This is a genomic window from Planomonospora antibiotica, assembly GCF_014647955.1.
GTDB lineage: Bacteria > Actinomycetota > Actinomycetes > Streptosporangiales > Streptosporangiaceae > Planomonospora > Planomonospora parontospora.
Map to the genome: position 1 here is coordinate 1 of NZ_BMQE01000037.1, position 12,098 is coordinate 12,098.

Genomic DNA, 12,098 nt, shown 5'->3' on the forward strand with positions numbered 1-12,098 from the left:
CTCGCGCGCCGTCTGGTCGACGTGCTGTGGGCCCTGCTGCGCGACAACCGGGTCTTCTCCCCGGTCCCGCCACAGCAGGTCACGGCACTTGCCGCTTGACGTGGTCATTGAGATTCCTTTCACCGGGTGGGGTCAACGGGAACGCGGGAACGGGGTGATCGATTCCCGGAGCGGGGTGCTCGGCCGGATGCCGGGACGGGCGGCGGCCGGCTCCGGATCCGCGGCCTTCCGGATCGCCTCGGCGAGGCGGGCGGTGCTGAGGGTCTTCTCGGCCATGCGGGTCTCCCTTTCGGTCACGGCGGCCTGCCGGACACAAACTTATGTCGGTCCTAGAAATATGTCAATACCGAATTTAGGTCGAATCCAAGGTAAGGTGGACGCATGAGCACCCAGACGACCGGCCTCAGAGAGCTGAAGAAGCAGCAGACCAGGGAGAACATCTCCCACCAGGCCACCCGGCTCTTCCTGGAACGCGGCTTCGACAAGGTGACGATCGCCGACGTGGCGGCGGCCGCCCAGGTGGCCAAGATGACGGTCACCAACTACTTCCCCCGCAAGGAGGACCTCGCCCTCGACCTGAGCGAGGAGTTCGTGGGCTCCCTGGCCCGGACCGTCCGGGCCAGGGAGCCGGGCGAGTCGGCGCTGGCCGCGCTGCGCCGCACCTACCTGGCCGCGGTCGCCGAGCACAGCCCGGTGATCGGCTTCTCCGGCCCCGCGTTCGCCCGCATGATCACCGACAGCCCCGCGCTGACGGCCCGGTTGCGGGAGTTCCACGACGAGCGGGAGAAGGCGCTGGCCGACGCCCTCACCGAGGAGGCCGGCACCGGGCCCGGCGACATCCTGCCCAGGGTGGCCGCGGCCCTGCTGGGCGGCGTCCACCGGCTGCTGTTCGACGAGACGCTCCACCGCACCCTCGACGGGCAGGACGACGCGGAGATCGCCGCGGCGCTCACCGCCCACATCGGCACCGCCTTCGACGCCCTGGAGCCCGCCCTCGGCGGCTACGCCGTCCGCCCGGCCGTCACGGACACGGGCGGTCCGGGCGCTGGCCGACAATGAAGGGGTGATTGACACCCGGCGGCTGCGGACCCTGCGGGCGGTGGCCGACCACCGGACGGTCACCGCCGCCGCCGCGGCGCTGCACCTGACCCCCTCGGCGGTCTCCCAGCAGCTCGCCGCCCTGGAGCACGAGGTCGGCCACCGGCTGCTGGAGCGCGACGCCCGGGGCGTGCGGCTGACCGCCGTCGGCCGCATCCTGCTCGGCCACGCCAACGAGGTCCTCGCCCAGCTGGAGCGGGCCGGGGCCGACATCGCCGCCTACACGACCGGTACGGCGGGCGAGGTGCAGGTCGCCTCGTTCGCGACCGCGATCGGCCTCGTGGTGGCCCCGGCGGTGGGCCTGCTCCGGGAGAAGGAACCGGGCCTGCGGGTGCGCGTCCTGGACGCCGAGGGGGACCAGAGCCTCACCATGGTGCTGGACGGCGCGGTGGACGTCGCCGTCGCCGTGGAGTACCGCGGCGCTCCGGGCGCGGACGACCGGCGGCTCTCCCGCATCCCGCTCTACGCCGAGCCGTTCGACGTCGTCCTCCCCCGCGACCACCGCCTCACGCACCCGGCGGGTACGGCCCGCACGGACGCGGCGGACGCCGGCCCGGCGGGCTCGGCGGACACGGGCACGGTGGGCACCGGTCCGGCGGGCACGGCGGGCGCGACCGCGGCGGATGCGGCCCTCCCCGGAGAGACGATCACCGTCGCGGACCTGGCGGGCGAGACCTGGATCGGCCCCTACCCGGGCAACCCCTGCCACGACATGATCGCCCTGGCCTGCGAGCACGCCGGGTTCACCCCCGCCTTCGCGCACTCCTCCGACGACTTCCGCGCGGTGGTCGCCCTGGCCTCGGCCGGGGCGGGCGTGGCGATGGTGCCGCGCCTGGCGCTGCGCGGCGCCGACCTGTCCGGCGTGGTGATCCGCCCCGTCGAGGGCCCGCAGCGCCGGGTCTTCGCCGCCGTACGGCGCGGCGCCGAGCGCCATCCCCTGCTCGTCCCCCTGCTCGACGCCCTCCGGCACACCGCGACCGCCCTGAGCTGACCCCGGCCTCGCGGGCGGATCCCGGCCCCTGCGGCCCGGGGCCCGGCATCCGATCAGGACCTCCTGAGCATGGAGGCGGCGGGCGGATCCCGGCACGGCGACGATGACGGGCGCGGGTTCGGTTTCTACGGCAGGCCCGGGGATTCAACACTTCGGCGGCCGGGTTCGTCTGGGATGTGACGGACTCGGAAAGGCAGAGACATTGGACGACGACTCCCGCTTCGCGGACTTCGTCGCCGAGCGGGCCGACGCGCTGCTGCGCTACGGCTACGTGCTCAGCGGCAATCCGCACGACGCGGCCGACCTCACCCAGGAGGCGCTGATCCGGCTGCACCGGGCCTGGTCGCGGGTGCGCCGCAAGAGCGACCCGGAGGGCTACGCCAGGACGACCATGGCCCGGCTGCACGTCAGCGCCTGGCGGCTGCGGCGGCGCGAGCGGCTCGTGTGGGATCCGCCGGAGGACGCACATCTGGACGCCCCGCCCTCCGGCGCCGAGCAGGGGCTCTGGCGGGCGCTGGAGGACCTGCCGCGCAAGCAGCGGGCCGTGCTCGTCCTGCGCTACTACGAGCAGCTGACCGACGCGGAGATCGCCCGGGTGCTCGGCGTGTCCAGGGGGACCGTCCGCAGCCACGCCTCGCTCGGCCTGGGCAGGCTCCGCGCCGCCGTACCGCACCCGACCACCGCCGACAGGAGCGCGCGATGACCGACGGCTTGGAAGAGAACCTGCACGCGGCCCTCCGCCGCGCCGCCGAGCGCGCGCCCCGCGCACCGGGCGCCCTGTCGTCCCGGGTCGCGGCCCGCTCCCGGCGGCGCAGGGCCCGCGCCCAGGCGCTGGTCGCCGCCGCCGCCGTCGCCGTGGTCGCGGGCGGGACCGGGCTGGCCGTGCGGGGCGCCGGAGGCGGCTCCGCCCCGCCGGTCCTCAGCCCGTCCCCGGCGGCGAGCGCCGAGACCGCGCCCGGGACGCCGTCCCCGGCCGCCCTCCCCGAACCGGTGGAGAAGGTCTGGCCGCAGGCCGTCTGGAAGATCCCCGCCAGACTGCCCGGAGTGGGGAAGATCCATCCGGAGGCGATCATCGACGACCGTACGCTCCTGCTGACGACGGAGGAGAGCTTCGAGAAGGCGAGCGCGATCCACGCCTACGACCTGGACACCGGCCAGACCCGGAAGATCGCCGACATCCGCACCCCGAAGGGGGTGTTCGCCTCCGGGTTCAGGGTGGGCGAGGGGCGGATCGTCTGGCAGACGGTCGACGAGGGCAGCGGCGGGCGCGAGGGCACCAAGACCGTGGAGTTCTGGTCGGTCCCGGTCGGGGGCGGGGAACCCGAGGCCGTCACCACGGACCGCCCGTTGAAGGGACGCAGCGATCAGCTCGCCGTGGCCGGCGGCAAGCTGGCCTTCTCCCTCTGGGAAGGCGGCGTCTTCACGGTCCCCCTCGGGGGCGGGACCGTCGAGCCGGTGCCGGGCGCCGACCGGCACCACATCCTGAGCTGGCCCTGGGTCGGCACGCCGGGTGATCACACCTCGAACGGGGAGCCGAGCTTCGGGGAACTGCTCAACGCCGAGACCGGTGAGACGAGCAGGGCGGTGGTCCGCCCGGGCGAGCGGGGCCTGCGCTGCGGCGTGACGACGTGCACCGGCGGCCGTGGCGACGGCACGCGGTTCCGCCGGTCGCGCGACGGTTCGCAGGAGCGCGACCTCCCCCCCGGCGCGTCCGCGGAGTCGGCCCTCGACCGCTTCTACATCGTGAACATGCCCAGGCCGTCGGACGGCGAGTACCTGTACGACCAGGTCACCGGCCGATCCGGTGACCTGGGACTGCGCGGCGTGTCCCTGCGTGCCGGTACGACCGAAGACCGCATGGTGACGTACCCGTTCGGGAAGAAGCACATGGTCATCGATCTCGAGCGGATCGCCGAGGGGTCTTAGGCCCCGTTCCGGGCCGTGGCGACCGCCTCGGTGAAGCGGCGGTGGCGGGTCAGCTCGTCCTGCACGGGGTCCAGGACGAGTTCGCGGCCGACCCGCTCCACGCTCGCGCGCAGCGCCCCGGCCGCCTTCCGGGCCCGGCGCCGCCCGCCGAGCCAGGCGACGGCCCGGGAGAGCAGCGCGAGCACGGCGCCGAGCAGCAGCCCGCCGAGCAGCAGCAGGGTGGGCCACGGCAGCTCACCGGCGGTCGGCACGGGCGGTTCGGGCAGGTGCAGGTAGTCCATGGCGAACAGGCCGAGCAGCCAGAGCGCGCCCGCCACCGCCGCCGCGAGCACCAGCCACTGCGCCGCCCCGGCCACCCGCCACCACAGCGGCCTGCGGGACGCGCCGAGCGAGGTGGTCGCCACCGCCCGGTCGAGCGCGTCCTCCAGCTCGTCCGCGTGCGACCGCGCCGCGCGCCGTACGGCCGCCGCCCACGGCTCGGACAGTCCCGCCGAGGCGGCGGCGGCCGTGTCGCGCAGGGCGGTGTCCAGCCGGGAGCGCTGGACCGCCCCGGCGGCGGGGATCGAGGTGCGCCCGACGGCCTCGCCGACCGCGTCCGGCCCCGGGGAGCCGCCGCCCAGGCGGAGGCGGCGGAGCGGGTCGGGCCGCAACCGGCGGGCCCACCGGGTCACCGGCCAGCCGGTGGCGGCGACCGAACGGTGCCGGTGCGCCTTCGCCACCGCCCGGACCACCACCGGCACCCCGGCCGCCTGCGACAGCGCGGCGGCCAGCGGCCCGGCCAGGACGCCGGCGTCCGCGTCCGGGGTCCGCACCGGTCCGGTCGCGCCGCCCACCGGCGCCGGTCCGCCCGTGCCGCGGGCACCGGTTCCTCCGGCCGCCCCGCCCGAGCCGTTCGAACCCCCGGTCCCGGACCCGGTGCCGGTCGAATCCCCGGTCCCGGACGCGGTGCCGGTCGAGGCCCGGGCCAGCGCGTCGGCGGCGGTCTCCGCGTCGGCGGCCAGGCGGTCGGTCCAGGAGCGGCGGCCGGCGACCCGGGCGGCCAGCAGCGCGCGCAGCTCGCCGACGCCCGCCCCGGTCCGCGCCGAGACGCCGAGCACCGGCACCCCGGCCAGCCCGTCGGCCTCCAGCAGCCGCCGCAGGTCCGCCAGGCACCGCTCGGCCGCGGCCGGGGAGAGCCGGTCGATCTGGTTGAGGACGACCACCGTGACGTCCCGGTGCCGGGCCAGCGGAGCCAGGTAGAGGTCGTGCACGGCCGCGTCGGCGTACTTCTGCGGGTCGAGCACCCACACCAGCAGGTCGACCAGCCCGGCGAGCCGGTCCACCTCCAGGCGGTGCGCCCGCTCGATCGAGTCGTGGTCGGGCAGGTCGAGCAGGACCAGCCCGCTCAGACCGGCCTCGCCCGCGCCGATCCCGGTGCCGATCCCCGCACCGTTCCCGGTGCCGTTCCGCACGCCGGCCCCCGCGCCTGCGGCCGCGCCGTTCCCGGTGCCGCCCGCCGTACGGTGCTCGGCCGCGCCGTCCACCTCGTGACGGCGGGGGATCTCCAGCCAGTCGAGCAGCGGCCCGGACCCGGCGCCGTCCCACAGCGCCGCCTGCGCGGTGGACGTGGTGGGCCGGGTCACGCCGACCCTGGCCAGCGAGGTCCCGGACAGCAGGTTGAACAGGGACGACTTGCCGCTGCCCGTCGCCCCGGCCAGCGCGACCGCGGTGTGGTCCACCGACAGGCTCCGCCGCGCGCCCGCCCGGTCGACCACCGCGCGCGCCCGCGCGACCGCTCCGCCGTCCAGCCGCCCGTCGGCCAGTTCGGCGGCCTGGGCCAGGGCCGCCAGCCGGTCGTCCAGGGAGGGTCCGCTCCCGCGGTCAGTGCGCCTGAGCAGCTTCACCGGTCACCCGCCCTCTTCCCGGCCGCGGCCGGGGCCCCGCCGGGGATCTCCCGCCGGTGCTCCCGTACGGCCTCCGCCGCCGACCGCAACGCCGGGGCGCTCCCCTCGGGCGGCCGGACGGCGTCGAGGAGGCCGGTGAAGCGGGCCGCCTCCCGGGCGAGGATGTCCTCGACCCGGGCGCGCAGGTCCTCACGGGCCCGCAGGGTCAGGGTGCGGACGGCCTGGTCCCCGAAGACGGCCTCCAGGAGCTTCTGGCTGAGCACGCTGGTGCCTCCGGCGATGCCGACCTCGATCCCGGTCAGCCCCCCGGTGGAGGCGAAGACCGCGATCATGAGCAGCAGCCCGGCCCCGTTGACCCCGTACGAGGCGATCCTGGCGGCGGTCCGCTTCTCCGCGCCCTCCTGCCGGACCAGGTCCAGCACGTACCCCTGCCAGCCCCGGACCGCCTCCTCGGCGGAGCGGCGCAGTTCCGGCGAGGAGCGGCCCAGGCGCCCGGCCTCGACGGCGCCGGCCTGCTCCAGCAGCGCGCGGCCCGCCTCCTTGGCGGCCCACGACTCCAGCGCGCGCTCGGCGGCGCTGTCGGACGACGCCCGGATCAGCGCCTCCACCCCGCTCTCCAGCGCGACCCGCAGCTCGCTCTCCGGGGCGGGCCGGCCGGTGAACAACGCGACGACGCGGTCCCGCAGCCACCCCACCCGGCTCTCCAGAGAGCGCATCAGGTCGCCGGTGCCGATGAAGTCCTGCCAGCGGGCGAGCACCTCGCCCCGGAGCAGCGTGCCGTCCAGCATGCCCTCCTCGAAGCGGGCCATGCCCTCGGCGTAGGCCGCGCCGGTCGCGGCCCGGAGCTCGGCGTCCGCCGCGTGCTGGCGGTCCACCGCGTCGGCGAGCGCGGGGACCCGGACGGCGAGGCTCTCCAGCGCGCCGGAGAGGGTCTGGCGCACCACCTCGGCCCGGGAGGCCGCGTCGGCCGCGATGCCGTCCAACCACTCGGTGATCGGCCGGACCGTCTCGCGCGGCAGCCGGGCGTTCTCCTCGGGCAGCGGCAGCTCCGGCACCTCGAACAGCCGGGTCCCGCCCAGTCCGTTGGCCTCCAGCAGCCTCGTCAGGTCGCCCGCGACCACGCCCCTCGCCTCCTGCGGGACGCGGGAGAGGATCAGGGCCAGCGCCGTGCTCCGCTCCCGGGCCGCGCGCAGGAAGCCCCACGGCACCTCGTCGGCGTAGCGGGCGGCGGTAGTGGTGAACAGCCACAGATCGGCGGCGGCGAGGAGCTGGGCGGCCAGCTCGCGGTTGGCCGCGACGACCGAGTCGATGTCGGGCGCGTCGAGCAGGGCCAGGCCGGGCGGGACCGCCTCGGCGACGACCACCCGGAGCGTGCCCGGCTCGCCGGAGCCGCTCCCGGTCACCCGGGGCAGGCCGGGCAGGACGTGGCGGCCGGCGAACCAGTCCCGGTCGGCGGGTGCGGTCACCAGCGTGGGGGCCAGGGTGGTGGGGCGGAGCACGCCGGGTTCGGAGACGTCCGCACCGACCAGGGAGTTCACCAGGGTGGACTTGCCCGCCCCGGTGGACCCGCCGACGACGGCCAGCAGCGGGGCGTCGATCGCGCTCAGGCGCGGGATCAGGTAGTCGTCGAGCTGGCCGGTCAGCTCCCGCAGCGCCCGCCGGTCGGCCGCCGCGTCCCCGGCCGCCAGGGGGAACAGCTCATGGTCGAGGTGGCGCCGGAGTTCCCGCAGCGCTCCCAGCAGACCGTCGCTTTCCTTCATAGAACGGGTCATTCCCGAGGAAAGAGCGCCTAGACGCGAACGGCCCCACCGCTCGACCGGGTCACGGGGGCGAACCCGGTCGAGCGATGGGGCCTGTCTCCCGGCTCCGGCTGCGGGCCTTGACCGGGCTCATCTCCCCCGCAGCTGGAGACGATCCCGGACCCGCCGCCGTTCCGGGAGGTTCTGGGGTCACGCACCGCCCATTGGAACCCATCAAGCTCAGGGTCAGGTCAGGCGGAGCTGAAAGCCAGCTGAATGTTCAATCACCTTGCGGCGGACGCAGCACGTAGCCCACCCCGCGCAGGGTGTGGATGAGCCGCGGCTCGGCCGTGTCGACCTTCCGCCGCAGGTAGGAGACGTAGGACTCGACGACACCGGCGTCGCCGCCGAAGTCGTAGTTCCACACGTGCTCCAGGATCTGCGCCTTGGACAGCACCCGGCCGGTGTTGACCATGAGGTGGTGCAGCAGCTTGAACTCCGTCGGCGAGAGCCGTACGGGCTCCCCCGCCTTCCAGACCTGGTGCGCCTCCTCGTCCAGCTCCAGGTCGGCGACCTTCAGGCGCGTCGGGAGGTCGAGGTCCCCCCGGGTGCGGCGGAGCACGGCCCGGATGCGCGCGAGGACCTCCTCCAGGCTGAACGGCTTGGTCACGTAGTCGTCGGCCAGCCGCAGCCCCGTGACCTTGTCGTCGACGCCGTCCCGGGCGGTGAGGAAGACCACGGGCATCTGACCGCCCAGCTCCCGCAGCCGACCGGCCACCGCGAAGCCGTCCATGTCGGGCAGCATCACGTCGAGCACCACGAGGTCGGGGCGGATCCGCTGGGCGAACTGCACCGCCTCCCCGCCGTCCGCCGCGGTCACGACCTCGAAGCCGGACATGCGCAGGCTCGCGGAGAGCAGTTCCCTGATGTTCGGTTCGTCGTCCACCACCAGCAGGCGGGCCTCAACTCTGTCCAGCACGACCACGAGGCTCGCTCACCTGCCTGGGGAGGCGCTCCGGGGCCGCTGAACGTTTGCTGAGAGCCCGCCCGGCGCCGGGGCCCCGTCTCAGCCGGAGTCGGGCGCCAGGGGGAGCCGGACGCTGAAGACGGCGCCCTCGCCGGGCACGGAGCCGACGGACACGGTGCCGCCGTGCGCCTCGACCATGGCCGCGACGATGGCCAGGCCCAGCCCGCTGCCGCCGTCCTCCGGGGCGCGGCGGCCGCGGGCGGAGTCGACCCGGTAGAACCGCTCGAAGACGCGCTCGCGCTGCTCCGCGGTCAGGCCCGGCCCCTCGTCCGCCACCTCCACGACGGCCGTCCCGCCCTCGGCGCGGAGCAGCACCCGCACGGGCGTGCCCTGGGGGGTGTGGGTGAGCGCGTTGTTCATCAGGTTGCCGACGACCTGGCGGAGCCGTACCTCGTCGCCCGAGACGATCAGCGCGGCGCCGTCGACGGAGAGCGAGACCTCCCGCTCCGGGGCGAGGATCCGGGCGTCGTGGACGGCGTCGGCGGCGATGGCGAGCAGGTCCACCGGGCGCATGGACATCGGCCGCTGCTGGTCCATCCGGGCGAGCATCAGCAGGTCGTCCACGAGCAGGCCCATCCGGACCGCCTCCGACTCCACCCGGCGCATCAGCGGCGCGGCGTCGACGCCGGGTGCCTGCCGGTGGAACTCGGCGAACCCCCGGATCGACGTCAGCGGCGTGCGGAGCTCGTGCGAGGCGTCGGCGACGAACCGGCGCATCCGCTCCTCGGACCCGCGGGCCGCGGCCTCGGACTCGGACCTGGCCCGGAAGGCCGCCTCGATCTGCGCGAGCATGCCGTTCAGCGACCGGCCCAGGCGGCCCACCTCGGTGCGGGAGTCCGCGTCGGGGACGCGGCGGCTCAGGTCCCCGGCGGCGATGGCCTCGGCGGTGCGTTCGATCTCCTCCAGCGGGCGCAGGCTCCGCCGGATGACCACCACGCCCACCAGCGCCAGCGCCGCCATCAGCCCGCCGCCGCCGAGGAGCTCCACCAGCGCGAGCTGGCCGATGATCTGCCGGACCTCGGCCAGGTCGACGGCGACGAGGATGCTCCCGCCGGTGTCCAGCGGGGTCACCCGGATCCGCCACTCGTCGTGGTGGAACGGCTCCAGGCCCGGGTCGGAGGGTACGGCCGGCACCGGCCTGCCCTCCACGTCCGCCCCGCTGGCCGTGACGAGCGCCCGGCCCTGCGGGCCGCGGAGCTCCACCTTCATGTCGGGCGGGAGCGCCCTGCCGTTCATGTTGAAGGAGCCCGGGGAGTACAGGCGGCGCAGCATGGTCGCGGTGGTGAGGTCGATCTGGCTGTCCACCCGGTCGATCAGGTAGCCCCGCATGATCGAGACGCTGCCCACGCCGATCAGGACCAGCGCGATGGCCAGCAGGACCAGGATGATGCCGATCAGCCTGACGCGCAGCGGGCTGCGGGCGAACATCAGGAACCCGGCGAGTCCGGCGGGCGGCGGAGCACGTAGCCGACCCCGCGCAGCGTGTGGATCAACCGGGGGTCCGTGTTGTCGATCTTGCGGCGGAGCACGGAGACGTAGGACTCCACGATCCCGACGTCGCCGCGGAAGTCGTAGTCCCAGACGTGGTCGAGGATCTGGGCCTTGGACAGCACCCGGCCCGCGTTCGCCATGAAGTAGCGCAGCAGCTTGAACTCCGTCGGCGACAGCGCCACCGCCCGGCCCCCGCGCCACACCTCGTGGCTCTCCTCGTCGAGCTCGATGTCGGCGAAGGTGAGCCGGGGCGGCCGGGCGAACGCGTCCCCCCCGCCGGTACGGCGCAGCACGGCCCGGATGCGGGCCACGACCTCCTCCAGGCTGAACGGCTTGGTCACGTAGTCGTCCCCGCCCGCGGTCAGCCCGCGGATCTTGTCCTCGACGGCGTCCCGGGCGGTGAGGAAGAGCACCGGCGTGTCGGTCCCCCCGCCGCGCAGCCGCCGCACGACGTCGAAGCCGTCCATGTCGGGGAGCATCACGTCGAGCACGATCAGGTCCGGGCGGTGGCGCTGCACGGCGGCGACGGCGTCGGCGCCGTTGCCCGCGGTGTTCACTCCGAAGCCGGCGAACCGCAGGCTCGCCGCCAGCAGTTCGAGGATGTTGGGCTCGTCCTCGACGATCAGCAGGCGGGCCTCGGGAGATCCGTTCACGAGGCCCATCCCCACCCGTCCGTCCGAGAAAGCCGTCAACAAGTCAGAACAGAGGTTATCCCGACAAGATGCCTGGCTATCGCCAAACTGGATGTCGCAGCGGGGGAAGGGGCGTTGCGCACCAGGGTGATCAGGCCGTGCGTGTCGATCGCGAAGTCGTCCGGCATGCTCCCGTCGCGGGCCACGGCCTGCGCCCGGACCCCGCTTCCGGCCGGGACGAGGTCGGCGGCGGTGAGCTCGGGGACGTACCGGCGTGCCGCCGCCAGGAAGGCCCTCCTGGACAGCGAGCCCAGCACCTCGCCGATCCCCGTCCGCCAGTGCCGGACGGCCAGCCGCCGGGTCCCCGGCCAGGCCGCGACGCGGCGCAGGTCGGCGAGGTCGACGTCCCGCCAGGAGTAGCCCTCCAGCGCCAGCGCCATCACCGCGTTGGGGCCGACGAGCACCTCGCCGTCGATCCTGCGGGTCAGGTGCACGCCGAGGAACGGGTAACGGGGGTCGGGCACCGGGTAGACCAGCCCGCGGACCAGTTCCCTGGCCCGTCCGGCGAGGGCGTGATACTCCCCGCGGAAGGGGACGATCCGCACCTCGCCGGGCGACCCGGCCATCCGGGCGACCGCGTCGGTGCCGAGCCCGGCGCAGACGATCAGCCGGTCGAAGCGCATCCGGCTCCCCCCGGCGACCACCTCCACCCCGTCCGCGGTCTGGCGCAGCATGCGGACCGGGTGCGAGAGCCGTACCGCGCCGCCGGACTCCTCCACGTCGCGGGCCAGGCGGCGGGCGACGGCGGGGAAGTCGGCGATCGCGGTGCGCGGGGAGTGCACGGCGGCCACCCCGACGGCGTGCGGCTCGACCTCGCGCAGGGCCAGCGCGTCCAGCTCGGCGACGCCGGGCACGCCGTTCTCCCTGGCCCGCTCGGCGATCGCGCGCAGGGCGGGCCGCTCGGCGGCGGTGGCGGCGATGACGAGCTTGCCGATCTCGTCGTAGGCGATGGCGTGCTCGGCGCAGTACTCCCGCAGCAGGGCCATGCCCTGTCGGCAGAGCTCCGCCTTGAGCGAGCCCGGCCGGTAGTAGAGACCGGCGTGCACGACCCCGCTGTTGTGCCCGGTCTGGTGGGCCCCGACCCGGTCCTCCTTGTCGAGGACGGTCACCCGCGCGCCGCGGGTCAGCGCGAGCTCCCTGGCCACCGCCAGGCCGACGATGCCGGCGCCTACGATCCCGACGTTCATGGCACGACCTCCGAAACAGGATGCTCCCTCACGGAAGCACACATTCTTCGAAAGCTAGCGGCAA

The 12,098-nt window shown here is 75.0% G+C and carries 11 protein-coding genes; 4 read left to right on the forward strand and 7 right to left on the reverse strand.

The window, feature by feature from the left end:
• Positions 1 to 132: 132 nt before the first annotated feature.
• Entirely contained in the window at positions 133 to 276 is a 144-nt protein-coding gene (locus IEZ06_RS26465; protein WP_189239393.1) for a hypothetical protein, read from the reverse strand.
• Positions 277 to 381: 105 nt separating this feature from the next.
• On the opposite strand from IEZ06_RS26465, the gene IEZ06_RS26470 reads away from it, so the two are divergent.
• From IEZ06_RS26470 to IEZ06_RS26485, 4 genes are all read left to right on the forward strand, one after another.
• Positions 382 to 1,059, forward strand: a complete 678-nt coding sequence (locus IEZ06_RS26470) for a TetR/AcrR family transcriptional regulator (RefSeq protein ID WP_189239394.1) — start codon at positions 382 to 384, stop codon at positions 1,057 to 1,059.
• 4 nt (positions 1,060 to 1,063) lie between these two features.
• Positions 1,064 to 2,089 carry a LysR family transcriptional regulator gene (locus tag IEZ06_RS26475; RefSeq protein ID WP_189239395.1) on the forward strand — a complete coding sequence of 342 codons (1,026 nt, stop codon included), beginning with the start codon at positions 1,064 to 1,066 and terminating at the stop codon, positions 2,087 to 2,089.
• Between the two features lie 202 nt (positions 2,090 to 2,291).
• The gene (locus IEZ06_RS26480) at positions 2,292 to 2,792 is read left to right on the forward strand and encodes a SigE family RNA polymerase sigma factor (RefSeq protein WP_189239396.1); all 501 of its coding nucleotides are present in this window, start codon (positions 2,292 to 2,294) and stop codon (positions 2,790 to 2,792) included.
• A complete protein-coding gene (locus tag IEZ06_RS26485; RefSeq protein WP_189239397.1) occupies positions 2,789 to 4,015 on the forward strand; it encodes a hypothetical protein in 1,227 nt (408 codons plus the stop codon). The genes IEZ06_RS26480 and IEZ06_RS26485 overlap by 4 nt, the downstream gene beginning before the upstream one ends.
• Here IEZ06_RS26485 and IEZ06_RS26490 read toward each other — a convergent pair.
• The 6 genes from IEZ06_RS26490 to lhgD form a co-directional block, all read right to left on the reverse strand.
• Positions 4,012 to 5,898 (reverse strand): GTPase family protein, encoded by a 1,887-nt coding sequence (locus IEZ06_RS26490; RefSeq protein ID WP_189239398.1) that lies wholly within the window; start codon positions 5,896 to 5,898, stop codon positions 4,012 to 4,014. The genes IEZ06_RS26485 and IEZ06_RS26490 overlap by 4 nt on opposite strands.
• On the reverse strand, positions 5,895 to 7,658 hold the full coding sequence (locus tag IEZ06_RS26495) for a GTPase family protein (RefSeq protein ID WP_229798716.1): 1,764 nt from the start codon (positions 7,656 to 7,658) through the stop codon (positions 5,895 to 5,897). Before IEZ06_RS26495 ends, IEZ06_RS26490 begins: the two co-directional genes overlap by 4 nt.
• Before the next feature lie 259 nt (positions 7,659 to 7,917).
• Positions 7,918 to 8,622, reverse strand: a complete 705-nt coding sequence (locus IEZ06_RS26500; RefSeq protein ID WP_189239399.1) for a response regulator transcription factor — start codon at positions 8,620 to 8,622, stop codon at positions 7,918 to 7,920.
• A gap of 81 nt (positions 8,623 to 8,703) precedes the next feature.
• Positions 8,704 to 10,092, reverse strand: a complete 1,389-nt coding sequence (locus IEZ06_RS26505) for a sensor histidine kinase (protein ID WP_189239400.1) — start codon at positions 10,090 to 10,092, stop codon at positions 8,704 to 8,706.
• Positions 10,092 to 10,817 (reverse strand): response regulator transcription factor, encoded by a 726-nt coding sequence (locus tag IEZ06_RS26510; protein WP_189239401.1) that lies wholly within the window; start codon positions 10,815 to 10,817, stop codon positions 10,092 to 10,094. The genes IEZ06_RS26505 and IEZ06_RS26510 overlap by 1 nt, the downstream gene beginning before the upstream one ends.
• A 26-nt stretch (positions 10,818 to 10,843) precedes the next feature.
• Entirely contained in the window at positions 10,844 to 12,034 is a 1,191-nt protein-coding gene (gene lhgD, locus IEZ06_RS26515; protein ID WP_189239402.1) for an L-2-hydroxyglutarate dehydrogenase, read from the reverse strand.
• Positions 12,035 to 12,098 lie beyond the last annotated feature (64 nt).